23 protein-coding genes and 1 pseudogene are annotated in these 25916 nt (G+C 60.9%); 13 read left to right on the top strand and 11 right to left on the bottom strand.

Annotated elements, in window-relative coordinates; all coding sequences use genetic code 11:
- Positions 1-112: 112 nt before the first annotated feature.
- Positions 113-232, top strand: a pseudogene (locus HUK84_RS00365) (integrase core domain-containing protein); the annotation flags it as partial.
- 190 nt (positions 233-422) lie between these two features.
- Here HUK84_RS00365 and HUK84_RS22755 read toward each other — a convergent pair.
- Positions 423-662 carry a hypothetical protein gene (locus HUK84_RS22755; RefSeq protein ID WP_218064101.1) on the bottom strand — a complete coding sequence of 80 codons (240 nt, stop codon included), beginning with the start codon at positions 660-662 and terminating at the stop codon, positions 423-425.
- 962 nt (positions 663-1624) lie between these two features.
- Between HUK84_RS22755 and HUK84_RS00350 the strand changes: the two genes are divergently transcribed.
- Positions 1625-2563, top strand: coding sequence for an AraC family transcriptional regulator (locus HUK84_RS00350; protein WP_176638413.1), 939 nt, complete (start codon positions 1625-1627; stop codon positions 2561-2563).
- Between the two features lie 37 nt (positions 2564-2600).
- Here the strand turns inward: HUK84_RS00350 and HUK84_RS00345 are convergent, their stop codons facing one another.
- The 3 genes from HUK84_RS00345 to HUK84_RS00335 are packed head-to-tail and all read right to left on the bottom strand — an operon-like array spanning position 2601 to position 6776.
- Complete coding sequence (locus HUK84_RS00345; RefSeq protein ID WP_176638412.1) at positions 2601-4052, bottom strand: efflux transporter outer membrane subunit; 1452 nt, start codon at positions 4050-4052, stop codon at positions 2601-2603.
- 9 nt (positions 4053-4061) lie between these two features.
- Positions 4062-5159, bottom strand: coding sequence for an HlyD family secretion protein (locus tag HUK84_RS00340; RefSeq protein ID WP_176638411.1), 1098 nt, complete (start codon positions 5157-5159; stop codon positions 4062-4064).
- Between the two features lie 42 nt (positions 5160-5201).
- Positions 5202-6776, bottom strand: coding sequence for an MFS transporter (locus HUK84_RS00335; protein ID WP_218064100.1), 1575 nt, complete (start codon positions 6774-6776; stop codon positions 5202-5204).
- A gap of 678 nt (positions 6777-7454) precedes the next feature.
- Between HUK84_RS00335 and HUK84_RS00330 the strand changes: the two genes are divergently transcribed.
- The gene (locus HUK84_RS00330) at positions 7455-8153 is read left to right on the top strand and encodes a pirin family protein (protein WP_176638410.1); all 699 of its coding nucleotides are present in this window, start codon (positions 7455-7457) and stop codon (positions 8151-8153) included.
- A gap of 79 nt (positions 8154-8232) precedes the next feature.
- Here HUK84_RS00330 and HUK84_RS00325 read toward each other — a convergent pair whose 3' ends face one another.
- Both HUK84_RS00325 and HUK84_RS00320 read right to left on the bottom strand, forming a co-directional pair.
- Positions 8233-9333 carry an FAD binding domain-containing protein gene (locus HUK84_RS00325; RefSeq protein WP_176638409.1) on the bottom strand — a complete coding sequence of 367 codons (1101 nt, stop codon included), beginning with the start codon at positions 9331-9333 and terminating at the stop codon, positions 8233-8235.
- A 2-nt stretch (positions 9334-9335) separates the two neighbouring features.
- Positions 9336-10544, bottom strand: a complete 1209-nt coding sequence (locus HUK84_RS00320; RefSeq protein ID WP_317135185.1) for an MFS transporter — start codon at positions 10542-10544, stop codon at positions 9336-9338.
- A gap of 147 nt (positions 10545-10691) precedes the next feature.
- Here HUK84_RS00320 and HUK84_RS00315 point away from each other — a divergent pair, with 147 nt between their 5' ends.
- On the top strand, positions 10692-11579 hold the full coding sequence (locus HUK84_RS00315; RefSeq protein WP_176638408.1) for a LysR family transcriptional regulator: 888 nt from the start codon (positions 10692-10694) through the stop codon (positions 11577-11579).
- Positions 11580-11626: 47 nt separating this feature from the next.
- Here HUK84_RS00315 and HUK84_RS00310 read toward each other — a convergent pair whose 3' ends face one another.
- From HUK84_RS00310 to HUK84_RS00300, 4 genes are all read right to left on the bottom strand, one after another.
- On the bottom strand, positions 11627-12289 hold the full coding sequence (locus HUK84_RS00310; protein WP_176638407.1) for a flavin reductase family protein: 663 nt from the start codon (positions 12287-12289) through the stop codon (positions 11627-11629).
- 249 nt (positions 12290-12538) lie between these two features.
- The gene (locus HUK84_RS00305; protein ID WP_176638406.1) at positions 12539-13369 is read right to left on the bottom strand and encodes an MBL fold metallo-hydrolase; all 831 of its coding nucleotides are present in this window, start codon (positions 13367-13369) and stop codon (positions 12539-12541) included.
- A gap of 350 nt (positions 13370-13719) precedes the next feature.
- On the bottom strand, positions 13720-13932 hold the full coding sequence (locus HUK84_RS22995) for a hypothetical protein (RefSeq protein WP_246285241.1): 213 nt from the start codon (positions 13930-13932) through the stop codon (positions 13720-13722).
- Positions 13933-15315 (bottom strand): cation:proton antiporter, encoded by a 1383-nt coding sequence (locus HUK84_RS00300; RefSeq protein ID WP_246285240.1) that lies wholly within the window; start codon positions 15313-15315, stop codon positions 13933-13935.
- A gap of 287 nt (positions 15316-15602) precedes the next feature.
- On the opposite strand from HUK84_RS00300, the gene HUK84_RS00295 reads away from it, so the two are divergent.
- The 3 genes from HUK84_RS00295 (at position 15603) to HUK84_RS00285 (ending at position 17782) form a co-directional block, all read left to right on the top strand.
- Entirely contained in the window at positions 15603-16541 is a 939-nt protein-coding gene (locus HUK84_RS00295) for an AraC family transcriptional regulator (protein ID WP_176638405.1), read from the top strand.
- Positions 16542-16661: 120 nt separating this feature from the next.
- Positions 16662-17321, top strand: coding sequence for a response regulator transcription factor (locus HUK84_RS00290; RefSeq protein WP_176638404.1), 660 nt, complete (start codon positions 16662-16664; stop codon positions 17319-17321).
- A gap of 113 nt (positions 17322-17434) precedes the next feature.
- Positions 17435-17782: a response regulator gene (locus tag HUK84_RS00285; protein ID WP_176638403.1), complete on the top strand. Its 348-nt coding sequence runs from the start codon at positions 17435-17437 to the stop codon at positions 17780-17782.
- 92 nt (positions 17783-17874) lie between these two features.
- On the opposite strand, the gene HUK84_RS00280 is transcribed toward HUK84_RS00285, so the two are convergent.
- Positions 17875-19560, bottom strand: a complete 1686-nt coding sequence (locus tag HUK84_RS00280) for a PAS domain-containing sensor histidine kinase (protein WP_176638402.1) — start codon at positions 19558-19560, stop codon at positions 17875-17877.
- Between the two features lie 451 nt (positions 19561-20011).
- Here HUK84_RS00280 and HUK84_RS00275 point away from each other — a divergent pair, with 451 nt between their 5' ends.
- The 6 genes from HUK84_RS00275 to HUK84_RS00250 are packed head-to-tail and all read left to right on the top strand — an operon-like array spanning position 20012 to position 25728.
- Complete coding sequence (locus HUK84_RS00275; RefSeq protein WP_176638401.1) at positions 20012-20665, top strand: hydrolase; 654 nt, start codon at positions 20012-20014, stop codon at positions 20663-20665.
- Positions 20666-20703: 38 nt separating this feature from the next.
- The gene (locus HUK84_RS00270; RefSeq protein ID WP_176638400.1) at positions 20704-20988 is read left to right on the top strand and encodes a DUF1427 family protein; all 285 of its coding nucleotides are present in this window, start codon (positions 20704-20706) and stop codon (positions 20986-20988) included.
- A gap of 31 nt (positions 20989-21019) precedes the next feature.
- Complete coding sequence (locus HUK84_RS00265; RefSeq protein ID WP_176638399.1) at positions 21020-22888, top strand: amidohydrolase; 1869 nt, start codon at positions 21020-21022, stop codon at positions 22886-22888.
- Between the two features lie 2 nt (positions 22889-22890).
- On the top strand, positions 22891-23334 hold the full coding sequence (locus HUK84_RS00260) for a DoxX family protein (RefSeq protein ID WP_246285238.1): 444 nt from the start codon (positions 22891-22893) through the stop codon (positions 23332-23334).
- Entirely contained in the window at positions 23331-24221 is an 891-nt protein-coding gene (locus HUK84_RS00255) for a glyoxalase (RefSeq protein WP_176638398.1), read from the top strand. The genes HUK84_RS00260 and HUK84_RS00255 overlap by 4 nt, the downstream gene beginning before the upstream one ends.
- A gap of 1 nt (position 24222) precedes the next feature.
- On the top strand, positions 24223-25728 hold the full coding sequence (locus HUK84_RS00250; RefSeq protein ID WP_317135184.1) for an alginate export family protein: 1506 nt from the start codon (positions 24223-24225) through the stop codon (positions 25726-25728).
- Positions 25729-25916: the final 188 nt, after the last annotated feature.

The raw sequence follows: 25916 nt of genomic DNA, 5'->3' as shown, positions 1-25916 counted from the left end.
TATTTGGGGAACGATCGTCCTGGCGGGGGCATGCCCCCGCCAGGACGATCCTCGGTCAAACTGGGGAAATTTCAGCCAGCCGTTTTGGGGAGATTACATCCAGCACTGACACTGGCGGGCTGACTACAACGCCTTTAGGCCCCACACCAGCCTCAATGGCATGACGCCAGAGGCTTTCGCTCAATACGCCAGCAAGGCATACAGCAACCCACAGACCCTAACTCAAAACTGAGGGCACGTTCGGGGCAGGGCCAGGCAAGGTCAGTTGCTCGCTTACCCTGACAGCGGGAAACGCGGTCGGTTCTCCAGGCTGCCGCCACAGATGTCATCTCGGCGGTTGGGGAACTGCAAGAGGAGCGAGTACGGTGGATAGCCATGCGGGCCGTGGACGCGGTGTCACCGTCCCCGTCCTCGCAGGACGTCTATAAGGACATGGATTGACGATTAGGATCATGTTTTGAGCGATTGTCACCAAAGAGTGCGGCAATGAAGACTCTGGCGACGGCGGCTTCAAGCGGTCCGAGGATATGACGTCGCGGAATGGTCTCGCAAATGACGTCCGCTCCAGCTTTCAGCATGGCATTGCGAATCTGCCACCCTACCTTTCCGTGTTCCTGCTCTGTGGCGGGCAGCGCCAGCAGGACATGAAGTCCGTCGCACACGTGGTGTCCGGCTGGTGCTGGGTGGGTCGAAGGCGAAAGCATGATGCTTGCCCCCAACAAGGCTCCGTGCCGCAATGTAAGACACATGCCAAGATCGGCACTATCGCGATGTCCGACGGAGACGATAGGAACCAGGGCAAGGCCGTGGTCCGATACGGCGCGGACGATCAGCGCTGCGATGTGATCCGCCCAGACGTCGGTGGTCGCATCCGGTCTCGGCTCCCCCCCTGCGTGTAGTCGGTCCAATCGAGGAGCCAGGATGGGGGCGCCTGGACAGATACGCCGGCAGAATTGCATCATGGTGTGGATATGACCATTTGCATCGGGCAATGGCAGGAGGACTGGCGCATCGGCCATGTCCCCTTGACGAAAATCATACGGGACTCGCAACTCTGCGCCATCAATGCTACACATCCGATGAATTCCCGCCCAATGTCTTGCTGTCATTCTTGGCATGCAGCAGTTTTGTAGGCACCACGTCTGACGTAAATTTGTCGCCTGGATAAGCCATCGAGGTGAACTGCATATTATGGCTATGTTGCCTCGTATCGGGATGATGCTTATAATGGTACCTTGGTAGGTTTCCAATTCCGGAGCCACAACAGCGATGAGACTGCCTTGCATAGCTACGGTAACATGCAGTGGCCAGGATTGTGACCTTTGATATGCGGGGTATTGGCCCGGCTCTGCAACAAATGAAACTATACGACATTCTGCACAAAAGCGACAATTAAAATATGGAATATCTATATTTATAAAGTTTTTTATTTAACGGGTGCATGATGGTGCAAAACAAAAGCCTCGTTTGATGCTCGGGTGCGTGATCTCCTTATCCATTGCTAGGAGTTCAGGATCTGCAATCTTTCATATTCCCAGGGTGCATTGTGTGCTTCAACTGCGAATAAGAATTGTTCCGGTATTACACAGCGCGTGGTGATGGACGTTCGAGCGGAGAATGATCGATGTTGATCTGCAACCGAAGTGCATTGAAGTCGATCGATTTTGACAAGCCTTGGCTGTGTGTCGAAGACAAGGTTGATACGTATCAGCATCTTGCGATCATGCGGGACGGTGCGCCGCAACCCCTGGCAGCGCGCTACGTTTCGGAGCGAGCTGACATTGGCTGGACCACGCCCAACGTGATTCAGGAGATGTTTGTGATCAATGTCAGTGGCGCGCCCAGAAAGCCATTCGACTTCTTCATCGATGAAAGACATGGCCGGCGGCCGCCAACTGACGCAGGGTCGCTGGGCATTTTGGATTTTCGGGCGTGCTGCTATGCGGATCTGCGCGGCCACAGCCTGAATTCCACGATGATCTTTGTTCCGATCGCGGCCCTGTCCGCCCTGGCGGATGAACTCTGCGTCCCGCGGATCGACCAAATCGACAGTCTGTCGGACGTCAACTGCGTGGATCCGATCATGTACCATATGGCACAGATCCTGGATGCTGCGCTGGCCCGCCCCGAGGAAGCGAACGCGTATTTTCTCGAACATATCTTCGCGGCGATCTGTCTGCACATCGGTCATTCGTACGGTCGTCTACAACGCCCATGCCAGCCCGATAACGGCGCCCTGCCTCCACGCCAGGCGCGACGCATTCAGGAATGGCTGCGACAGGACATCAAGGACCCGCCGACGCTTCAGGAACTCGCCGCCAGTTGCGGCCTGTCGGTCAGCCATTTCACGCGCGCGTTCAGAGAGAGTACCGGGCTGCCGCCTCACCGTTGGCTGCTGGCCGCACGTGTCAAGCAGGCACAGGACATGCTGCATCGGAGCACGATGCCGATCAGTCATATCGCCCTGGATTGCGGCTTTGCCGATCAAAGCCATCTGACGCGCGTCTTTTCCAAACATGTCGGCATCAGTCCCGCTTCATGGCGCCGACAGAAAAGAACATGAGCCGTGCCTGGACGGGCGTCACCGTATCGCGCGGTTTTCAGCCACGGTCCGTACCCTGCCACCCGCCGCCAAGGGCCTTGAATAGGGCGACCAGGTCCGTCGCACAGTCGCGATCGCTCCTGGCGAGTTGATCCTCGACGAGATAGAGCGTCCTTTGCGCATCCAGTACGGTCAGGAAATTCTCATTTCCGCTGGCATAGAGGCGGCGTGCGACCGAGAGTGCCCGCGCTTCCTGCTCCCGCTCCTGCTTAAGATGGCGATAGCGGATCTGGGCCTTGGCGTAGGTCACCATCGCCGCCTCGACGTCACGCAGCGCGTTCAGCACATCCTGCTGGTAAGTCGCCTGGGCCCGATCCGTCCTGGCCTGCTCGGCCTGGATCCGGAACCTGGTGCGACCCGCGTCGAAGATCAGCCAGTTCATGGAGGGACCGACCTGATAATACAGGCTTGCGCCGGTCAGGAATTTCGACGCGTCCAGGCTTTCGATTCCGGTGACGCCGGTCAGCGAGAAATGCGGATAATAATCCGCCGTCGCCACGCCGATCTTCGCATTTTCCTGCTGAATTCGCCGTTCCGCAGCACTTACATCCGGGCGCCGCAGCAACAGGTCCGACGGCAGGCCAAGCGGCGGATCCGGGTCCAGCGCCGGTAACGGCCGTGGCTGTTCAAGCTGGGTCAGAAGGTCTTCCGGCGTGCGGCCCACCAACGCGCCGATCCGGTAGATCGCGCCGCGAATGTCCGCCTGCAAGACTGGAATATCGGCCTGCGTGCCTTCGACCTCCGCGTTCGCGCGCAGGGGATCGAGTACCGGCGCCAATCCCGCCTTGAGCTGGACCGTGGTGATCGCCAGCGCGTCCTGCTGGATCACCAGGTTACGCCGCGCGACATCCAGCTGTTCCTGCATTCCGCGCAGGTCCATGTAGGTGCGGGCGATTTCGGCGGCCAGGGTCAGGATCGCGTCGCGCCGATCCTCGATCGCGGCTTCATAGCCCGCGTCGCTGGATTCGATGCCGCGCCGTATGCCGCCGAACACGTCGATTTCCCACGACGCATCGAACCCGGCCTGGAACAGATTGCTGTGAACGCCGCGCCCCAGGCCGCCCGGCGGCACGCCGACCGGCAGGTTCTGGCTGCCCAGATTGCGTTTGAACGCGGCATCCGCACTCGCATTTGGCAGTAGCGCGGTGCCGGAAATACCCACCATGGCACGGGCCTCGCGCACGCGGGCGTTGGCTTGCGCGATCGTGGGCGCGGACTGCAGGGCCGCGTCGATCAGACGATTCAGCACCGGATCGTGGAAGCTGGTCCACCAGGCAGCACCATCGTCGGGCAGCGGGCGGGCGCGGCTTTCCGTGCTTTCGGCGAAGCGGGTGGGCAATGACGACCGTGGGGGGGGATAATCGGGGCCCACCGTGCAGGCACCGGTAACGACCAGCAGGCAGGCGGACAGAAGGGCGCGAGAGATCGAGCTAGACGACAGCGCGTTCATCGTGCCCTCTTATTCGAACAGGCCGAGCCAATGTGGGTGCTGCCCGAAAAACACTTCGGTCTCCACCGACATGCCGGGAGAAATCCGGCGCAGGATTTCGGGTTGTTCATCGAAGACGATCTTCACCGGAACGCGCTGTACTACCTTGATGAAATTGCCAGTGGCATTCTGCGGCGGCAACAGTGCGAAGCGTGAGCCGGTACCCGGCTGTAGGCTATCGACATGGCCGTGGAGATACCGTTTGGGAAACGCATCGACCCGCACCAGGACTTTCTGGCCAGGACGCATGCGTGTGACCTGGGTTTCGCGATAATTTGCCACCACATAGGGCGCGTCCGGGACCAGGACGAACAGAAGCTGCCCAGGTTGCACGAAATTGCCGGGCTCGACGAGCTTGTTGGCCACAGTTGCATCGCGGTCGGCATAAATCCTCGTATAGGACAGGTTCAACTGCGCCTGTGCGAGGTGGGTCTTCGCCTGCAGCACAGTCGCCTGCGCCGTCACGATGTGGCTCCGCGCCAGCACAAGCTGCGCCTGCGCGGCCTGGATCGCGACCTGATCCGCCAGCACCTCGGCCTGCGTCGCCTGTCGTTGCGCGGTGGCGTCATCGACGCGCTGGGTAGAGACGGCGCGCACGTCGGTCACGCTGCGCAGGCGCTTCAGCGTGATGTCGGCGAGGGATTCGTGGGCCTGCGCGACTTCCAGGTCGGCCTGGCGCTGGTGGACGGCGGTCGTGGCCACCTCGCCCTCGTCACGCGCTTCTTTCAGACGTCCCTCGGCGGCCGCGACATCGGCCTGCGATACGGCGACCTGCGTCTCATAATCGCGGGGATCGAGTTGCAGCAACAGGTCGCCCGCATGTACCCGGCTGTTGTCATCGATATAGAGATGCGCCGCATAGGCGGGCACCTTGGGAATGACCGACTGGATATGCGCCTCGACATAGGCGTCGTCCGTTTCTTCCTCGAAATAGCTTGGCACGAAGACGTAGATCGCGCCGGCAAGCACCAGAACACCGATCACAGCCGCGAGGACGAGCATTTTCGGGCGTGTGGCGGGCTGGGGGCTGGGAGCTTGCGTCGCGGGAGCGGCAACCTGGGCGTTCATCGATTTCCTCAAGGAGATGTAAAGCGCATGAGCGCGGCCACGCTATTTTTTGACCACCGGCGTCGGCGGCATCAGCGGAATGACGAACAGCGTGATGACGGCGATGACCGCCATGAACGTGAAGGCGTCGGCGTAGCTGAGCGTTTCCACCTGCTGCCAGCCGGCATGCGCCAGCAGATCCAGCGCGCCCTCCTGCGCCCGGTGCGGGGTAAAGCCGTCACGGCCGGCCAGCGTCTGCGCGCCCACGCGCATCCACTGCTCCGTCGTTCCCTGGCCGGCGCGCAGGGCTTCATACAGGCGTGAGGAATGCAGCGTCTCTCGCTGCTCCAGCAGGATCGTCAGCAGCGCCACGCCCAGCGACGCACCGAACTGCCGGAATGTCATATAGAGCGTAACACCATCGAGAAATTTCTCGTCGCTGACACGCGACATCGTGCCGCTGCCGACGCTGGGCAGGAAGATCGCCTGACAGGCGCCATACAAAATCAGGGCAGGCATGTAATAGGCGGCGGGCGTATCGGCCGTCATCAGCCGGTTCAGAAGCAGCATGGAGACCGACAGCAGTATCATGGCGATCGCCAGCGCCTTACGCTGGCCGGTCCGGCTGAGAAGCTGGCCGCTCACCGAGCGCACGACCGCTGCCGCCACGGCATATGCAGCCATCAGCCGGCCCGCCTGTGACGCGCTGAGGGTCTGGGAGGCCGCACCGCGCAGGAATTCGGGCAGCACGAACAGGCTGCCGGACAAGATCATGCCGGTGAAAATACCCAGCGCCGCCGCAGACAAGACCAGCCGGTCCCGCAGCACCGTCAACAGGAGGAGCGGGTTCCTGTTCCTGGGGTGCAACTGCCATAGCAGGAACAGAACCAGCGCACCGACGCCCAGCAATGCCAACGTCCGGATATGCGACGATGCGAACCAGTCGTCGATTTCCCCACGGCTTAACAGGATCTGCAAGGACGCAACGGCGACCATCAGCAGAATCATGCCCTGCCAGTCGCTGGTTCTGAGTCGCTCGGACGTGAAGGGCGGGCAGGGCGGATAATAGCGCGCCAGCAGCCAGATCGCGCCGAGCGCAAACAGCAGAGCGGGGACGAAGATCAAGCGCCAATTCAAATATTCGGCGATCAACCCGCTGACGATCAGCCCGGTAGCGCTGGACAGGGACAACAGGATCGATGCCCGCATCATGTTGCCGCTGCGATGCGGCCTGGGCAGGACGATATAGATCGTGCTGCGCCACCAGGTGATCAGCGCGCTGGCCGCGAACCCCTGCACCACCCGGCAGATCAGCAACGTCTCCAGTCCCGGCGAAATCATGCAGCCGACAGAGGCCATGGCGAAGAGTGCTACGCTGCCGATCAGATAGCGCTTGGGGCCGAAATGACCCGCCATCCAACCAGATACTGGCACGCCCAGGAACAGCGCCAGACTGTAGGTGGTCAGGATCCAGCTCGCCTGGTCCAGCGAGACGCCCAGCGTTCCCGTCAGGTCCACCAGAACGAGGTTCATGCTATCGGCGACATAGAACTCCATGCCCGTCGCCAGACCCAGCCCGAGCAGCAGCATGCGTTCCTGATGGGATGTAGGGCTGCTAGGGGCGGCGGACTGGACCATGGCGACGGGCTCCTGGAAGGGCGTTGGAACGGCAGAGACAGGTGCCCGACGACGGCCCAGCCTTCCGGACGATTGCGCGTGATGGATTCACGAAAGGACGACCGTCCTTGCCATGCGCCATTACCTTGGGGACCCGAGGATGAGGACCAGCTGCTCGATGCCCGCGCGCCAACGGAGGATCTCCAGAAACTCCTTCCGTTCTCGCCTCTCCATCCAGGAGACTTGTTTCTCCCAGATGACTGACGAAACCGGCACCTGGATAGTCGGAGCGGCATAGGATTCGTATACAATCGGAAGCCGCGCGTGCCATGGAAGCATGACGACCGGCCCGCGCGGCCATAGCCGCCAGTCAGATCGACAATCGAGCAACATGAAGATGGAGCTTTTCCCGTAAGGTCATGGGTGTTGGGCGCCGCAGCGCATCTCTACCACGCGTTTTCGGACCCATTCTTGTCGATTTTGATGGTTGTTTGAACGTTTGACGCAGACGCGGCCCATACGCACACCGTATCCGCAGACAGTATGGTCGCCATTTTAATGCGTAAGGGTCATCGCTGCGTGTGCCTGGCTTAATGTAATTATTGGAACCAATGAATTTCTTTCATTTCCATTTAAATACGGATGACGACGGCGTATCTCTTCCCCTGTAGCAGGCCAATACGGGCCGGGAGGTATCAGATGATAGACGTCAGATCATTCGCAAGCCTGGGCGGAGCCGATCATGGCTGGCTGAAGGCGAAACATCATTTCTCCTTCGCGGGATATCACGATCCGGAGCGCGTGCATTGGGGAGACCTGCGGGTGTGGAACGATGACACCATCGCGCCGGGCACGGGCTTCCCCGCCCATCCGCACCGCGACATGGAAATCATCACCTATGTCCGCAAGGGGGCGATCACCCACCAGGATAATCTGGGCAACAAGGGCCGCACCGAGGCCGGCGATGTGCAGGTGATGTCCGCTGGCACCGGCATCACACACAGCGAATACAACCTGGAACCCGGCGAGACCCAGATCTTCCAGATCTGGATCATCCCCACCGCACAAGGCAAGGCGCCAAGCTGGGGTGCGCGTCCGTTCCCCAGGGAGAACCGGGCCGGTCATTTCGTCACCCTGGCCTCGGGGTATGAGAGCGATGCCGATGCATTGCCGATCCGCGCCGATGCCCGCGTCCTGGGCGCGACGCTGAAGGCCGGGCAGATCGCGGAATATGCGCTCGGCACCGAACGCCAGGCCTATCTGGTACCCTCGACGGGGGCTGTGGAGATCGACGGTGTGCGGGTCGACACCCGTGACGGCGCCGCGATTTCGGAAACGGCAACCTTGCGGGTCAAGGCGCTGGAAGATTCCGAGATCGTCCTGGTGGATGCCGCCTGATCCGTGCGACTGGACCATCGCCCGCGAGCCCCCGTGCTAAAAACACGGGGGCATTGGGCGGTGGTTTGTCGATTGTCCGTTAGCCCATCGATGCGCCCAGTCTCCGGCCGTATGCGGCGATCGCGTGGCCGGCTACGAGGCGCTTGCGTTCATATCTGATCAAGGCCTGATCCAGCGGTGCGCCGGCCAGGGCGTCGACCAACGCAAGGGCGTCTCCGGCGGCCTTTGCCACCCCCATCGCGGTATGGGGCCGGACGACGAACGCGGCATCCCCCAGCAGCAGCAGGCGGCCTCGCACCATTCTCGGGGTCTCGAAATCGAAGATCGCCTGAATGAAGGGCATCGGTTCCGCCAGCATGGCCTCTAGAAACTGCGTTGGGAGTTGCTGCCGCCCGGCCGCGACGAGCGCCGCGCGGGCAGCGTCGCTGATATGCCCCCGCGACAACGAATAGGGATGGGTCCGGCCATCCCTGTCGGTCAGCACCGACGCGAGGTCCTCGGCCCGCCGATACCAGACCCAGTTATAGCGCCGGCGACCAGGATCGGTCTCTCCGTCGGGGCCGGGCACGAGATAGCCCAGCGCCTGTGACCGAGGGATGGTGTAGAAGGCGAAGCGGTCGAGCAATGTTGCCGCCGCCGCTTGGGGCAGGGTGGTCTCCGGGATCAATCCGCGCCAGGCGACATAGCCCGCATAGCGCGGGGCGGTATCCGCCTCGATTACGGCGGGCCGGACGATTGACCCGATCCCGTCGGCACCGATCACCAGATCGGCGGAGACCCGGCTGCCGTCGCTGAACTCCAGCCACGCCATATCCGCCGCCTGCCCGACCGCGACGACCGGTCGCCCGACCGCATAGTCGCCGTCTTCAAGGCGGGCGCGCACGCCGCGGTAAAGATAGTCCCAGGAGATCTGCATCTGCGGCATCGTCCGGCGCGCGACGATCATGCCCGCGCGGTCGAGAAAGATGCGCTCGTTCGCCATGACGCCGACCTGCATGGCGTGCGAGAGGCCGATGCGGCGCAGGAGGGAGGAAAGCTGCTCCTGGACCACGAGACCGGCGCCGCGCCCTTCCAGCCCGGAGTGGGAACGCTCGTAGATCCTCACCGCGTGCCCGGCCTGGCGCAGCAGCACGGCCGCGAAAAGGCCCCCAAGGGAGCCTCCGACGATCGCTACGCGCATGATCAGTCCCCGCGTCTCAGGCTAGCAAGCTGGAGGATCACGGCGGTCGCCGCCAACCCGCTGCCCAGCAGGGAGACCGCGGTCCATCCCGCCGTGGCCCATGCCGTAGTCGCCACGGCCGAGCCTGCGGCCCCGCCCAGGAACATGGCCCCCATGAAGATGGTATTGAGCCGCGCGCGGGCCTCTGGCCGCAGGGCGTAGATCACATGCTGGTTCGAGACCAGCGCGCTCTGCACGGCGAAATCGAGCAGGATGACACCCGCCACCAGGCCGGCGATCGAGGTCCACAGCCCGAACACTACCCATGATGCCAAGGTCAGCACGGCGCCCAGCGCGATGACCCGGTGCGGGCCGTAGCGATCCGCCACACGTCCCGCCACGGGTGCGGCGAAGATGCCGACCGCGCCCACAATACCGAAGAGGCCGGCGACGTCCGCCCCCAGGCCGAAGCGCGGTTCCTGCAACCGGAAGGCCAGGATCGTCCAGAAGATCGTGAAGGCGGCGAACAGCAGCGCCTGGGTGACGGCCGCCAGTCGCAACGCGCCGAATTCGCGCCAGATATGGACGAGCGACCGCATCAGGGCGCCATAGCGGAGGCCCGGCTGCGGATGGCTGCGGGGCAGGCCGGCTGCCATCAGGGCCCCGGCCGCGAGCGCCATCGGCACGCCCAGCCAGAACATGGCGCGCCAGCCATAATGGGTCGCGACGAAGCCGGCCAGCGTCCGGCTGAGCAGGATTCCGCCCAGCACCCCCGACATGACGGTGCCGACGGTGGCCCCGCGCCGTTCGGGCGCCGAAAGATGCGCCGCGAACGGCACGATCTGCTGGGCGACGGTGGCCGAAATGCCCAGTAGCAGCGACGCCAGAACCAGCAGACCGGCACTGGGCGCCAGGCCCGCCACCGCCAGGGCTATCGCGACGATGGCGAACTGGACGATAATCAACCGCCTGCGCTCGATCAGGTCGCCCAGCGGCACAAGCAGGAACAGGCCGACCGCATAGCCGAACTGCGTGGCCGTCGGGATCAGACCCGCCATGTCGCCGGGAAACGCATGTTCGATCACGCCGAGCATCGGCTGGTTGTAATAGATGTTCGCGACGGCGACGCCCGCTGCGACCGACATCGCAAGCGTCGTCCCCAGACTGAGTGTTCTGGTGCCGGGCGTCGCGGTCGCAGGTGGATGCGAGGCGGTTGGCGCATATGTCGACATGACGGGTCTCCCGATGAGTCAGGCCGTGGTGCAAGGGACAGGTCGAGAGCGCCACGGGCATCAGTTCCAGAGCCCGACATCTAGATGAATATCCATGCGTGATGTAGTTATACGAAGATATATATCGGCATAACGATTGGAGATATAATGGAGTTGGAAAGGCTTGCCGTGCTCGTCGAGGCCGTACGCACGGGCAGCCTCGCCGCCGCTGCCCGTCGGCTTGGCCTCTCGCCGATGGTTGCCACGCGCCGGCTTGCCGCGCTGGAGGACGACCTTGGCGTCCGTCTCATGCATCGCACCACGCGCTCGATCGCTCTGACGCCGGAAGGCGAAGCATTCCTGCCCCATGCCCAGATGCTGCTGGAAGACGCCGCTATCGCCCGCGCGAGCATCAGGCCCGTCGGGGACGGTATTTCGGGCGTGCTGCGGGTCACCGCCTCTTTTCCCTTCGGGCGCAAGATCCTCGGGCCGCTCATCGTGGACCTGATGCGCGCGCATCCGGATCTGCGGGTCGATCTTCTGCTCAGCGACAGCATCGTCGATATCGTCGCGCAGGGAATCGACGTCGCGGTGCGGATCGCGGTGCTCCAGGAGAACGGCCTGATCGCCCAACGTGTCGGCGAGAGCCCGCGCGGCCTCTTTGCCGCCCCCTGCTATCTCGCGGAACAGGGAATGCCGCGGACGGTCGCCGACCTCGCGCACCATCAATGCCTGCTTATTACAGGCACATCGCACTGGGATTTCTCACGTTCGGGGAGCAGGCGGGTAAAGGCGGCGGGCCGCTTCACCGCCAGTTCGGTGGAGGCCTTGCAGCAGGCGTGCCTCGGCGGCCTCGGCATCGCCAATCTTTCGACATGGTACGTGCAGGATGAGATGCGCCAGGGTCTTCTGGTCCCGATCGAACTCGCCGATGGGGCGCCCGAGCCATTATCGATCTGGGCGGTTTATCCGACCCGACGCCTGGTCCCGCCCAAGGTCCGCGCCTTTGTCGGGGCTCTTGCGGCCCGATTGCAGGAGGTCCAAAGGCTGGCATAGCGGCCGCTGCAGTCCGCACCGATCGCTAGGCCGCGCCGGCCTGCGCCTCACCGGCTTTCGCGAAGCAGGGCCTCCACATCGTCGTCCGCGCGCGGGCGAAGCAATTCGAACATGGCGTCGCGTTCGACGGCCAGGTAATCCCCTTGCCGTCCCGCGCGCAGCACCGGCACGGCACCTGCGGTATCGTATATCCCGTCATGCAGCAGGTCGCGGCGGATATGCACCGCGACGACTTCCCCCAGGACAAGCCAGCTTTCCACCGCCTGCCCGTCCGCCCCCTGGAGCTGGACGATCTGCGTCAGCCGGCATTCGAAATGAACGGGGCTCTGGGCGATCCTGTCCACTCGGACCGTTCGGCCCGGTAGCCGCGCGAGCCGCGCCAGGTCGAACTCGCTCTGTCCCTTCGCGACGGCAGCCGAGGTGACGTTCATCTGGCGCACCAGGTCGCGTGTCGTCAGGTTCCAGACAAATTCGCGGGTCTCGGCGATATTGGCCACGGTGTCCTTCCAGCCGATGCTGGAAAACCCGATGATGGGCGGATGATAATTGAACGCGTTGAAGAAGCTGTAGGGCGCCAGGTTGAGGCGGCCGCCGCCGTCCACCGATGAAATCCAGCCGATCGGTCGGGGGCCGACGATGGCGTTGAATGGGTCATGCGCCAAGCCATGCCCGGCAGCGGGTTCATAGGAATAAAACGCGTCTTCCGCCATGCGACGGTCCCCTTCCTGCTGCGTCATTCGTCCCAGACAAGAATGCGCTGCCGACCGCCCTCGTCTACGATGGCCAGTCTTTCGGCTCCGGGGACGTCATGGCGGGCGAGCTTCATGGACGGGATCTCTTGCTGGTTGGATGGTGCGTCACGACGCGTCTTCGCGCATCCTCCCGCCCCGGTGCCGGACATGGCATGGTGTCGAACACGGTTTGTACGCGGCGGAGTGCAGCCTGTCGACGGGGATACGTCAGAAGGCATGACGCCATGGGGAGGGCACGAACGCATAGGCGCCATCCCGCGCGCGACCGACATAGCCGAATCCGGGGAAGTCCAGATGCATGCCCGCGACCATCATCCGGTCCGTCGCGACCCTGTCGAGCATTCGCCTGCGCGTCGCCATGGTCTGGACGGGGTCCACATCGAAACCAACGCCCCATTCCGGATGCACGAACTGGAGATGCGGCAGGTGGATGATGTCCCCCCAGATCAGAAGCTGGCCATCGCCGGACGCGACCAGCAGCCCCGTGTGACCGGGTGTATGGCCGGGGAGTTCCTGCGCGATCACGCCCGGACTCACGGCCTGTTCGTCCCGCTCCAGCAGAGTCGTGCGCCCCGCATAAGCCGCGACCGCCTGTCGGGCCGACTGAAACAGGAAGCGCTCGAACTCTGTCCCCTGCGCCATGTTGGCGTCGTCCGACCAATAAGCCAGTTCCCGCTGATGCAGGACCAGTTCGGCGTTCGGGAAGGCCGCCGTGCCGTCCTGCGTCGTCATCCCGAGAATATGGTCCGGATGCAGATGCGTCAGAAACAGCACGTCGACGGACGCCGGATCGATGCCGGCCGCGCGAAGATTATCACGCTGCTTGCCAGCCTGCGGACCAAGGCCTCCGCCCGCTCCGGTATCGACGAGCACCGTCCTCGTGCCCTGCCGAATCACATAGGTGTTGATCGCCATAGGCAGGTCGCCGGGTGGCAGAAACGCCGCCTGGGCCAGGCGTTCGGCCTCCTGCGGATCGGCATCCGGGACGATGGACAACGGAAACGTCGCATGTCCGTCGCTGACGGCTGTGACCTCCATGTCTCCCACCATCCATTTGAATAGCCCAGGAACCTGCAGGCGGGGGGAGGAAGCAGGCTTATCGGAGGTGGTGTTATCGATACTCATGGTGATCCTGGCATATCGAGTTGAGAGCAGGGCGCGGTGGCGCGCCTGCATCTGTTGGCGGGACCATCATCTAGACGAATATCGGATCGTGATGCAGTTATACTAACATATATGCCGTCATAACGATTTTAGATATAATATGGCCAGAAAGACTTAGCCGCTGGGCGAAGCTGCCCCGGCTGCCCGTCTCATGCACCGTGCCACACGGCCGATCGCATACACGGACGACAGGATATCTCCCATTATCGTCGTGTCCATGCGAATCATCCGGTTTCGGAAATGCGGATCTCGGCGGCGATTTGCTGCATGTCGAGTTCCTCTTCCATTTTTCTCAGCGTCTTGTCGTGGATGTCACCCGACCGGTGCAAGGTGATCAGCGCCATACGGCCGGCCTCGATCGCGGCCAGGATGACTTGAAAATGCGCGATTTCCTTGTGGCGATGCAGCTTCCGATCCTTGGCGAGCGCGATCGCCATTTACGTCCGATGGGTATATTGCTCGACGAGACGAGGATGTGATTGCGTGCCGTCAGGTTGCTGCGACATCGCGATGACCGCGGCCTGCTGCGCGTCGCTCATGCGTATCCAGGCCATGTCCTCGCTCTCCTGCCGGACCAGCAGGTCTTCCGCTCCGTTCAGTCGCAGGCAGCGTATCGCCCGTCCGAGAGTGCTGCCCTGCACCAGTACGGTGACAAGAATCACGGCAAACGCCGATACAAGAATCATATCACGGCCTGGCAGCGAATCCGGTAGCGACAATGCGGCCACCAAAGTTACGACCCCACGCATTCCTGCCCAGCTCATAAGCGCCGCTGTAGCGACCGAGGAGCGGCGTGCGCGAAAAAAACCAAACATTTGTATCGTACGCAGCAGGACATGAGAGCCCAGCAGCCAAGCAAAGCGCGCTATAATGACGGTTGCGACGACGATTGCGGCCGGAAGAAGCAGGGTATGAAGCCCGTCATCGACCGTGTGGATCCGCGCCAGCACGCCTTTCAGCGACAGGCCGATCATGATGAACAGAACCGATTCCATCAGGAATACGGTGATTTTCCAGAAGGCTTGGGCCCTCACGCGGGTCGCGGCGCTGAAGTCGGTGTGCTGGTGCCAGCCGACCAGAAGCCCGGCCGTGACTGTCGAGATCACCCCGGAGACATGCAGGCTCTCGCCGCCGATATAGGCGATCGCGGCCAGGAGGAACGTGGCGACAATGGCCAGTTCGCTGTCGCGTAACCGGCGAATCAGGAACAATCCTCCCTGGCCGATTATGTAGCCGACCACGACCCCGCCGATCGACAGCACGCAGAACGTGTTGATCGCGTCCGCCAGGCTGAATGCTCCGGTCAATGCGGCTGTAAGTGCAAAGCGGAACAGAACCAGGCCCGCCGCGTCATTCAAGAGGCTCTCTCCGCGCAGCAGGGCTGTGATCCGGCTTGGCAGGCTGACGCGTTCCAGCACGGCATCTGCCGCCACCGCGTCCGGCGGCGAGACGATCGCCCCCAGCGTGAAACAGACCGCCCATGGCAGTCCGGGCACCATCCATTTGGTGGCCAGACCGACCAGTAGTGTGGTAAAACCCACGGCACCAACCGCCAGCATGAGAATGCTGGACAGATTGGCGCGGAATTCGCGCCAGACTGTGAAATAGGCGCCGCTCATCAGCAACGGTGGCAAGAAGACGATCAGCACAAGACCGGGATCGATGCTCAGATCCGGCGTGCCAGGGATCAGCGCCAGGGCAATCCCGCCCGAGATCAAAGCGGCGGCGGGTGGCAATCGTAGCCGCCAGGCGACGAATTCGAGCAGCACCGCTGCCGCGACCAGACCCAGGAGGCTTTCATATTGGAAGACGGCCGGCATATGAGTGTGTCGGACTCCCTGAATCCACGTGCTGGAATGAGTAAGAGGCTTCAGTGCTACCGGCCGGATGCGCGTCGCCCAACGAGCCGGAAACCCAGTATTTCACTTTATTTTATCGCAAAAACCGATCAGCCAACATATATACTAACGTATAGAATGTAAGTGGCCTGATTTATGCAGAAAAACCATGATTTCGTTCCATTGGACGAGATTCTTCGGCTCTTGTCGCTTCACATCGCATCCGTTGACAGCATGACATGACTTCCCTGGTCCGGATGGACTCTGCAATGACGATCGAGGAAAAAATGTACGCTGGCGTCGAAAGGAACAAGAGGCAATATGGCGACGCCATAGCGCGCTCCTTTGGGCTGCCCGCCCAACAGAAACTCATCACGCGGTCGCTGAAAACCACTCAGATCGCAATCAGCCGTCTGAGTATTGGTGTGGAACAGCTTGGGATGAGCGCGCAAATACCAGTCGAGGATACCTTCGTTCTGGCGATGTACCTGACGGATCTTGAATACCATGAACTCTGGAGCGGGAATCGGCCCCTGTATCGACAGGGCTACAGGAAGGATTCGATCAGGATCGTCAACTTGATCGATGCGTTTTCAGCGCTTGTCACCGCACCGCATGAGGCCCTGACATTCTACATTCCCCGGCAATCCCTCGATGAGATCGCCGATGAAGCCGGCACGAAGCGGGTCAGCACCATCACCTTTACGCCTGGAATCATCGATCCTGCTATCGTGCATCTGTCACGCATACTGCTTCTGGCACTTGCTCGGCCGCAGGAAGTCAATACCCTGTTTCTCGATCATGTGACCCTGGCGCTCTGCAACCATCTCGTGGAGCATTACGGGGACCGTGCCCCGACACTACGGTGGAACAAAGGAGGTCTCTCTACACAGCAACTGGCGAAGGCAGAAGCTTACATGACAGAGAATATTGCGGACAATATCAGCCTTTCCGAGGTGGCTAGCCATTGTGGGCTCACTCGTGCACATTTTGCGCGCGCGTTCAAGGTCAGTACCGGTACCAGCGCGCATCAGTGGCTCCTCGATCAAAGAATATCGCGTGCCGAAGCCCTTTTATTGTCAAGCGAAGAGCCGATCAGCCACATCGCGGTCGCCACCGGGTTTGCCGATCAAAGTCATCTGACACGTGTCTTCTCACGGAAGAAGGGTATCTCGCCAGGCGCCTGGCGATGGCGGCATCGGCCCTGACGCCTCCTGGGCATGGATGCCCAGGTGACCGCTCGGAGTTGTTGCTGAATGGTCCGCGGCTGAGTCATAAATCCGTTTCAAATGCCGATAATGCTCGGCTGTGTCCAGGAGAGCTTTCCGATGCACGTGCCCGCACCATCCACAATGTCCGAAACCCCGGTTGTCATCATTGTCGAAGATGATACCAGGGTGCGTAAATCGCTCCGGAGTCTCCTGCGTTCGGCCGGTCTTCAGTCGATAGAATATGGTTCTGCATCCGATCTGCTCGACCAGAGCCTGCCCGCGGCCGAGCGCTGTCTGATATGCGATATCCGACTTCCGAATCTCAACGGCTTCGACCTGAAGGCGGCTCTTGAGCAACGCGGCGAGTGTGTCCCGGTGGTCTTCATCACGGCCCATGGAGATATCCCGATGTCCGTTCGTGCCATGAAAGGCGGTGCGATCGACTTTCTGGAGAAACCGTTCCGAAATCAGGAGCTGTTGGACGCCGTTACGGAAGCCTTGGCGGCCGACCGCCGCCGGCGAGAATCCGTAACGCGCCTCAGGGACCTCCACGCTCGGCTGGAAGCCCTGTCGCCGAGAGAGCGCGAGGTACTCAAAGGTGTCGGGGCAGGGCGTCTGAACAAGCAGATTGCAAGTGACCTCGGTTTGAGTGAAATCACGGTGAAACTCTATCGCGCCAACCTGATGCGTAAGATGAAAGCCAGGAGCTTCGCGGAGCTGATTCGGATCATCCAGACGATCGAGACCAGCGCGGGACCAGACCATACGCGCGTATGAGTATCGGAAAATCGAAAGAGGGCGCATGCTCAAGGACCCGGAACCCGGTTACGGCGAGCTCTCATAGCAGCTCGTAAGGATGTGGATTGGCACATGCCCCAATGATTGCGATCGTGGACGACGACGAGCGCGCCCGCGTTTCCCTGGGCAGTCTTGTCACGTCCCTGGGTTTCTCCACCTGCGCATTCGCGTCTGCTCGCGAGTGTCTCGACAGTGACTTCGAGTCGCTTAGCTGTATCATCTCCGACATACAAATGCCCGACGTCAACGGGCTGCAACTGGCCCACATGCTAAGAAGCAGGCCGAACTGCCCACCGATCATTCTCATTACCGCGTTTCCTCGGCCCAGCCTCATGAAACAGGCCGCGGCAGCCGGTGCGGCATTCTTTGTCGAGAAGCCACTAAGTCCTGGCATATTGCTGGATATTCTTTCGACGCTATCCATCAAAAAAGGCGCCTGATCGCTTTTCGTGAAGAAAGCGCCTGCATCGCGGTTGCGTCACCGCGTTGATGGCAATGAAAGCATGCAGGTCACCGTTCGCCTATTCCTCCTTCAGATGATCCCAGTGGCGAACGCTCTGGGGAGAGCGATCGTAATCACCGCACCGCCGGATTTATCGTCGTTGGCTATTTCGATTGTACCGTTATGTGCTTCTATAATTGATCGACAAATTGACAAGCCCAATCCCATGCCTTGCGCTCGCGTCGTATAGAACGTCTGGAATGCTTTTTCGAAACCGTCGGGCGAAAAACCCCCACCGGTGTCGCTCATTGTCAGCACGACTCGCTCGTGATTTGCCGACATTGTAAGTGTAATCCGCCTGAATGCCGGGTCGAAGGCATCGATCGCCTGTATTGCGTTACCCAACAGATTGACAATGACCTGTTGCAGAAGAATTCGGTCTCCCAGAACGAGGCTTCCCGGCACCTGCAATTCCTGAACGATGGTAATCCCGTGTGCTTCGGCATCGCCCTGCGCGAGCAGGACAGCCGTGCTGATCACTTGATCTACTGGGATTGGGGCATGTTCGGGTTTCGCTTTACCCAACAACGTATGCACACGCCGAACAACGGCGGCCGCATTTTGAGCAGCTTCGATGACGTCCGTCAGTGCCGCCCCGGCCTCTAACAGATTCGGTACCGGCGCACAGATCCAGCATTGAGCTGCCTGCGCGAAATTGACCACCGCGGCAAGCGGCTGGTTGACCTCATGGGCGATCGTCGCAGAAAGTTCGCCCAGGCTAGCGACACGCAGGGCCTGTTCCAGTTCGGCGCGCGTCGCCGCGATCATTGCCTCCATTTTCCGCTGTTCCCTGATATCGAGAATACATCCTGTCACCCGGTCGTATCCGGCTCCGGACGGGAAGCTCAACGCGACAATTGCCGTTACGTTCTCGCCGGTGGCTAATCGGAAATCCGATTCACAGACGAATTTTGTCTCGTCTCCATCAATCGCCAAGATGCAATGTTCGAATGTACTGTCGTCTTCTATAAGAAAATCACTGAGGTTTTTGAAGAAATCCGTTCGACTTGCGATATTGAACAGTTTCAGGGCCGCGTCGTTGGGATTCGATATCGTCACCGTCCGGCGCATGCGCGCCACGAAGTCTTTATTTTCTTTAATGTATTTCCGAATGTCGACGATGCCTTCGGCATGGAGCCGATTGAGCTCATGCTTCACCGCCCGGAAATCGTGTTCCCAGATACCGACCGCCAGCGTATCGAAGATCGTGCGATAGCGTTCCTCGCTCAAGCGTCCGAAGATGGCCGCCGTATCGCCCGTCAGATCGATATTGGCTTCGACGACCAGATCCGGGCGACCACCGGACCCGCGCACCGATTCCCATTGCACCAGCGCCGTAATGCTATGTCCGGACATGTCCTTTTGTTCCACATGCCCGGCCCAACGACCGTCCGACTCGAGCGTGGCCACGACATCGGCCAGGTCCATACTGAATGTCGTCTCCAATGTGGAACAGGCATTCATTCCGATGATCTTGTCGCGAGGCCATCCGTAAAGTCTTTCCGCCGCCCGGTTCCAGGCTCTGACCGTACCGTGCCGCTCGCGAACCGCCAATGCGACTGGCGCGTGGTCAAATGCCGATGTCTCATATGTCGGCCGTATCGCGTCTTCCCGCTGCTTTCGTCGCCACCTCAGGATCCGCACGGTTACGGCGAACACATTTCCGATTATCGAGAGGCTGAATCCTCCCAGAATGACGGCGTCGCGAATGGACATCCATGAGTGCCCAATTGATCTGTTCATATTATATTGAACACCACACCTCTACAGGCAGCGTCTTGTCGGATATTCTGGATTTTTGTCGAAAAGTGCCATATCCGGCCATTCGCCATTACTCCGGTACCACAGGTCGGCGTATGCAATATATCCTTTGGTATAGTTTTTTAGACCAAGGGCATAATATTGTCATTGATCCGGCGCGGGGGCAGTATCCCAAAGCGAATGGGACATCGTCTCGAAATAACGTAAAAACGCGATAATTCGAAATGTCGTCCATTCGTTTGTTTTATTGTTGCATGAAATGTCAATGATGAAGCAGGGTCAGGCATTGAATCAAAAACAACGGAAGAAGCGGGCAATTTTTTGCTGTTCGCAAAGTCGCGTTTGATTTGATCTGTATTGACAAGCCTTCCTGCTTCTCGCTCGTATTCTTCAGAAGGATGAATCCATGTCTATCCAGGCGACGCCTATCCCCGGAAAACTGCTTTTAACCCCCGTCGATCATCTCCTGATCATGATCGATTTCCAGTCTCAGATGTCGTTCGCGACCAAATCGATCGATGCCATCACGCTGCGTAATAATGCCGCGCTGGTGTCCGCGGCGGCGGCCGAATTCCATGTGTCGACCATCCTGACCACGGTGGCGGCCAAATCCTTTTCGGGACCGATGTTTGAAGAAATTACTTCGGCCTTTCCCGGGCAGGCGCTGTTCGACCGTACATCGATGAATACGTGGGAGGACGCCGCAGTCATCGCCGACGTCAACCGCATTGGAAAGACGCGCATCGTCCTGGCCGGTCTCTGGACATCCGTGTGCATCGTCGGTCCCGCCCTCTCGGCGATTGACCAGGGGTTCGAGGTGTATGTAATCGCCGACGCGTGTGGTGACGTTTCGACAGAGGCGCATGAACGTGCGATCGAACGCATTGTGCAGGCCGGCGGCCGTCCCATGACCTCGCTGCAATATCTGCTCGAACTGCAACGCGACTGGGCCCGGACGGACACATATGAGGCGACGACTGGTGTGGCCAAGAAATACGGCGGCGCCTATGGCCTTGGCGTGACTTACGCCAAGACGATGTTCGGCGCGCACGAAGGCTGAGCGCGTCGCGTTATTGGTTCCAGGTCGGGAGATCCCGCGTGAAACCCTATCTCGTATCCTTGCTTGCCGGCACGATCGTGGGGCTTCTCTACGGCCTCGTGAATGTCCGCTCACCAGCGCCACCGATCGTGGCGCTGGTTGGGCTTCTGGGCATCCTCATTGGGGAACAGATCGTGCCGGTCACAAAGCATTTCTGGCTGGGCCAGAACGTCGCGACCGCATCGCGCGTATCGGCCCCCGATACCGTATCGATGCAGCCAGGCTCCCTGCAGTTCGGTGCCAAGCCTCGCCCGGAGGCAGATCGCGACCGGACGACCATCTGAGCCTCCCAGCTTATATTAGGCGGAGACCGTCATGACCGCACCCGACTTGATCTTGTATAACGGCAAGATTACCACCCTCGACAGGGGCAATCCTGCCCCGGAGGCGATCGCCATTACCGAAGGTCGATTCAGCGCCGTCGGTGCCGAGCGCGATATCATGCCGAGCGCCGGCCCGACCACCCGAATGCTCGATCTTGGTGGCCGCCGCCTGATCCCCGGTTTGATCGACAATCATCTGCACATCATCCGGGCCGGTCTCAATTTCAATATGGAATTGCGCTGGGACGGGGTAAGATCTCTGGCCGACGCCATGAGCATGCTTAAGCGCCAGGTCGCCATCACGCCGCCACCGCAATGGGTGCGTGTCGTCGGGGGTTTCACTGAACATCAATTCGTGGAAAAGCGTCTTCCAACGCTCGATGAGATCAACGCGGTCGCGCCGGACACCCCGGTCTTCATTCTGCACCTTTATGACCGTGCCCTGCTGAACGCGGCCGCCCTGCGGGTTGTCGGCTACACGCGCGATACCCAAGATCCCCCCGGAGGGGAGATCCAGCGTGACTCATCGGGGACGCCGACCGGCCTGCTGCTGGCCAAACCCAATGCCGGCATCCTGTATGCGACATTGGCCAAGGGGCCGAAGCTTCCCTTCGATTACCAACTCAATTCCACCCGGCACCTGATGCGGGACCTCAACCGGCTTGGCGTGACCGGCGCGATCGATGCGGGCGGCGGCTTCCAGAATTACCCGGATGATTACGAGGTTATCGAAAAGCTCGCGGCCGACGACCAGCTTACGGTGCGTATTGCCTACAATCTGTTTACCCAGAAGCCGAAAGAGGAAAAAGAGGATTTCCTGCGCTGGACCAGTTCGGCGACATATCAGCAGGGTACAGACTATTTTCGTCTCAACGGCGCCGGCGAAATGCTCGTCTTTTCCGCCGCCGATTTCGAGGATTTCCGCGTGGCCAGGCCGGATATGCCGACGGAGATGGAAGACGACCTGGAAGGCGTGGTCCGCATTCTCGCCCAGAACCGCTGGCCCTGGCGCATGCATGCGACATATGATGAGACGATCGTCCGGGCGCTGGACGTTTTCGAAAAGGTCAACGCTGAAATTCCCTTCTCCGGCCTACATTGGTTCTTCGACCATGCGGAGACGGTGAGCGAGCGGTCGCTGGAGAGAATCGCTGCCCTCGGCGGCGGGGTCGCGATTCAGCATCGCATGGCGTTTCAGGGCGAGTATTTCGTCGAACGCTACGGAAACAAGGCAGCGGAAGCGACACCCCCGGTTGTCAGGATGCTTGAAATGGGCGTCAAGACCTCCGGCGGCACCGACGCGACTCGTGTAGCGTCGTACAACCCCTGGGTCTCACTCTATTGGCTGGTAACGGGCAAGACCCTCGGCGGCCTGCAACTCACTCCGACTCACAAGACGCTCGATCGCGAGACCGCCCTGCGCCTGTGGACCGAGAACACGACGTGGTTCTCCAACGAGGAGGGCAAGAAAGGCCGGATCGCGCCTGGACAACTCGCGGATCTCGTCGTTCTTGACCGGGACTATTTCGACGTGCCGGGCGATGAGATCCAGGATCTTTTCTCGGTGATGACGATGGTCGGCGGCAAGGTTGTTCATGGCAGCGACGTGTTTTCGTCCCTGGCCCCGCCGCTGCCGCCGGCCATGCCCGACTGGTCGCCCGTACGCACGTTCGGAGGGTATCAGTCCCGCTTCCAGGCTACGGACGCGGATGCCGGGTCAGTCGCCAGTCTGACGCGGTGCTGTGACAGCGCCTGCGGGATTCACGCCCACGATCACGCCCGCGCCTGGAACAGCCAGGGTCCGGTGGGTAACGATAAGTCCTTCTGGGGCGCGCTCGGCTGCTCTTGCTGGGCGTTCTAGAGATGATGTCAGCTTCATCACATGACGAACACCGGAAACTGTGCCTCGCCTTGGCATGGTTTGGATACCTAGCGCTCTGTTCGGCATATATCCTGGGGGGTGTCGACAAGATTCTTGATTTCCCGGGTGCCGTCGTCGAGACGCGGCACCTTGGTGTGCCCTTTCCGCTCCTGGCCACGATCGCCACCATCATCGTCGAGCTCCTCGGCTCTGCGTTGATCCTGTCCGGATGCTGGCGATGGTGCGGCGCGCTCCTGCTCGCAGGGTTCACCGTCGTCGCGAATATGCTGGCGAACGCGTTCTGGCGTCTGCCGGACGAGGCAGCCCGTACGCTCTCCGCCAATGCCTTCTTCGAACATTGGGGTTTGATCGGAGGCTTTCTCCTGATTGCGCTCCGATCAAGCTCCGGCTTCTCCCGTCCATTCTTGCCATGGAAAATTCAATGATGCGTCGTCTCTTCCTGGGCGTTACCCTGGCGACCGGTTTCGCCCTGGCCAGCGTGGCGCAGGCCCGCGTGTCCCAGCCCGACCTGGCCGTCGGTCCGCAATACGACACCACCCATGTGTATGTCGCGGCGTCGGATGTCGATCGGTTCGTCAGCAGCTTCCTGGGGACATTCGGCGGGTCCAGCACCAAGCAGGTCGTGGTCACGGTCACGCCGACGCCCAGCACGACAAGCTCGCAGCTGCTGCTGACGCCGGTCGGCACGCTTTCGGTATTCGGCTTCCGTACGCCGGTGCCTTTTCCATTCGGCTCCGAGCGGGATGGCTATTTCGTCACGGACCTCGATGAAGCAGTGAAGGCGGCGCGTGCGGACGGTGCCGAGGTCTATGTGGAGACATTCCCCGATCCGATCGGTCGGGACGCGCTCGTACGCTGGCCGGGCGATGTCACCATGCAACTCTACTGGCACACGGCTGCGCCTCATTATCCGGAACTGAAGACGACTCCCGAAAATCGCGTCTATATATCCCCCGATCGTGCAGACGCTTTCGTGCGGAGCTTCACCCGGTTCTCCCACGGGACCGTTACATCGGACGATCGCGCGGCGCCCGGTGTCGAAATCGGACGTCCCGGTGGCACCTTTCGGCGCATTCGCCTGCAGTCAAAATTCGGGCGCATCCTCGTCCTGGTAACGGACGGACATCTGCCCTATCCTTACGGTCGGGAGACCACTGGCTACGAAGTCGCCGACCTTGGTGGTACGCTCGACAAGGCGCGAGCGAACGGCGCGGAAATCCTCGTACAGCCTTTTACATCGGCCGATCGCAGTTCAGCACTCGTATTGTTCCCGGGCGGCTACATCGCCGAAATTCATGCCACTCAGCCCTGACGTGACGATCCATTTTCACTGTTTCCAAAGGCACGCTTTGCCTCGCCTTTGCGTGTTGGCACTGACGGCGTTGCCATGGTCCGTTGCCGCGTGGGCGGACGATCCGGAAATGCAGACGACGGGTATTATCACACGCGACGCCGCATCTTCGGACGCCGCCCCGCCCGCCGTGGCCACCACGCCCGTCCCGGCGCGTCCGTCCCCCCTCGGCCTGACACGATGGACCGAGGACTGGTCGGCGCTGGCCGATCCCGCATTGCGTACCGCGCCGCTCGACGGCTTGAAATACATTCCGTTCTCCCGATCCGATCCGTTCCCCTATCTGTCCCTGGGCCTGACGGTCCGAGAGCGGATCGAGACCAACGACGCGCCCGCGTTCGGCACGGGGCCCGCGAAGTCCGACACATATTTACTGGATCGCGTGCAGATTCACGCCGACTTGCACCTGGACAGGCACTGGCGCAGCTTTGTCCAGTTCGAGGACGCACGGGCCGTCGGCAAGACAATGCTGACTCCCGTCGATCAGAACCAGATCGATCTGCGCCTTCTGTTTCTCGAATATACTGGCAAGGTTGCAGGCGGTACCTTCAAGGCCCGGGTGGGACGGCAGGAGTTCGCGTTCGATCTCCAGCGATTCGTTTCCGTCCGGGATGGACCGAACGTGCGGCAGGCCTATGACGCCGTCTGGGCTGACTGGGAGCTAAAGCCCTGGCGTATTCTCGGCTTTGTCAGCCAACCCACGCAATACAGGGACGTCCGGTATTTCGACGATTATTCCACCCCGCATCAACGATTCAGCACTTTGCGCGTCGAACGTCATGTGGGCGGTACGAATTCCATTTCTGCCTATTACGCGTTGCTTCAGCAGGATGGCGTCCACGACCTGGATGCGTCGGGACGCGAAAACCGGCATGTCTTCGATGTCCGCAGCGCCGGCCATTGGCACGCGTTCGATTGGGACCTGGAGGCAATGGGTCAGTTTGGAACGATGGGCGGCAAGAGGGTACGTGCATGGGCCTTCGGAAGCCGGACCGGGTATACGATCGACACGCTTCACTGGAAACCATGGTTCGGCATGCAGATCGATGGTGCGTCCGGAGATACGAAGGCCGGGGACCGTACGGTTGGGACATTCAATCCGCTGTTTCCGAATGAATATTACTTCAACCTTGGCAGCTACAACACCTATGTGAATATTTTCCACGTCAAACCTATCGTGTTGGTACGTCCAGCACCACGGCTGGCGGTCATGGCCGCCGTCGGCCTGCAATGGCGCATGACGACAGCCGATGCGATCTACACGGTGCCGAATATCCCCGTTCCAAACACGCGTGGGCGAGGGCATCTGTGGAGTGGTTTATACGGGCAGGTTCGGTTGGACTATACGTTTACAGCCAATCTTGCCGGTGCGATCGAGGCCGTCGACTACGCGGCTGGTGATACGATCCGACAGGCCGGTGGCCATGACAGCCGCTATCTCGGTACTGAATTGCGTTTCGGGTGGTAGGTCCGGCGATCGTGCTCGATTGAAGCGCGGATTCTTCGCCACGGGATCATCCATATACCACGGTATAGGCAGAAACCGCGCGGCCGGTCGCGTAAACATCTTACTTATACGAAATGTTCCGAATCACCCCTGCCAGCACGGGGCACTCATCGCAGCCCAGAGGAATATCGATACCTGCAAAGCCTGCG

Source organism: Nguyenibacter vanlangensis, from assembly GCF_013376155.1.
Lineage (GTDB): Bacteria > Pseudomonadota > Alphaproteobacteria > Acetobacterales > Acetobacteraceae > Gluconacetobacter > Gluconacetobacter vanlangensis.
The sequence above is the reverse complement of the archived record's forward strand: the minus strand, read 5'-3'. Positions and strand labels throughout refer to the sequence as shown.

What these genes read in the sequence shown, in the direction of transcription:
- HUK84_RS00350 (WP_176638413.1), top strand. Translation starts at nt 1,625, where the DNA reads ATGTTGATCTGCAACCGAAGTGCATTGAAGTCGATCGATTTTGACAAG.
- HUK84_RS00345 (WP_176638412.1), bottom strand. Translation starts at nt 4,052, where the DNA reads ATGAACGCGCTGTCGTCTAGCTCGATCTCTCGCGCCCTTCTGTCCGCC.
- HUK84_RS00340 (WP_176638411.1), bottom strand. Translation starts at nt 5,159, where the DNA reads ATGAACGCCCAGGTTGCCGCTCCCGCGACGCAAGCTCCCAGCCCCCAG.
- HUK84_RS00335 (WP_218064100.1), bottom strand. Translation starts at nt 6,776, where the DNA reads ATGGTCCAGTCCGCCGCCCCTAGCAGCCCTACATCCCATCAGGAACGC.
- HUK84_RS00330 (WP_176638410.1), top strand. Translation starts at nt 7,455, where the DNA reads ATGATAGACGTCAGATCATTCGCAAGCCTGGGCGGAGCCGATCATGGC.
- HUK84_RS00325 (WP_176638409.1), bottom strand. Translation starts at nt 9,333, where the DNA reads ATGCGCGTAGCGATCGTCGGAGGCTCCCTTGGGGGCCTTTTCGCGGCC.
- HUK84_RS00320 (WP_317135185.1), bottom strand. Translation starts at nt 10,544, where the DNA reads ATGTCGACATATGCGCCAACCGCCTCGCATCCACCTGCGACCGCGACG.
- HUK84_RS00315 (WP_176638408.1), top strand. Translation starts at nt 10,692, where the DNA reads ATGGAGTTGGAAAGGCTTGCCGTGCTCGTCGAGGCCGTACGCACGGGC.
- HUK84_RS00310 (WP_176638407.1), bottom strand. Translation starts at nt 12,289, where the DNA reads ATGGCGGAAGACGCGTTTTATTCCTATGAACCCGCTGCCGGGCATGGC.
- HUK84_RS00305 (WP_176638406.1), bottom strand. Translation starts at nt 13,369, where the DNA reads ATGGAGGTCACAGCCGTCAGCGACGGACATGCGACGTTTCCGTTGTCC.
- HUK84_RS22995 (WP_246285241.1), bottom strand. Translation starts at nt 13,932, where the DNA reads ATGGCGATCGCGCTCGCCAAGGATCGGAAGCTGCATCGCCACAAGGAA.
- HUK84_RS00300 (WP_246285240.1), bottom strand. Translation starts at nt 15,315, where the DNA reads ATGCCGGCCGTCTTCCAATATGAAAGCCTCCTGGGTCTGGTCGCGGCA.
- HUK84_RS00295 (WP_176638405.1), top strand. Translation starts at nt 15,603, where the DNA reads ATGACGATCGAGGAAAAAATGTACGCTGGCGTCGAAAGGAACAAGAGG.
- HUK84_RS00290 (WP_176638404.1), top strand. Translation starts at nt 16,662, where the DNA reads ATGCACGTGCCCGCACCATCCACAATGTCCGAAACCCCGGTTGTCATC.
- HUK84_RS00280 (WP_176638402.1), bottom strand. Translation starts at nt 19,560, where the DNA reads ATGTCCATTCGCGACGCCGTCATTCTGGGAGGATTCAGCCTCTCGATA.
- HUK84_RS00275 (WP_176638401.1), top strand. Translation starts at nt 20,012, where the DNA reads ATGTCTATCCAGGCGACGCCTATCCCCGGAAAACTGCTTTTAACCCCC.
- HUK84_RS00265 (WP_176638399.1), top strand. Translation starts at nt 21,020, where the DNA reads ATGACCGCACCCGACTTGATCTTGTATAACGGCAAGATTACCACCCTC.
- HUK84_RS00260 (WP_246285238.1), top strand. Translation starts at nt 22,891, where the DNA reads ATGATGTCAGCTTCATCACATGACGAACACCGGAAACTGTGCCTCGCC.
- HUK84_RS00255 (WP_176638398.1), top strand. Translation starts at nt 23,331, where the DNA reads ATGATGCGTCGTCTCTTCCTGGGCGTTACCCTGGCGACCGGTTTCGCC.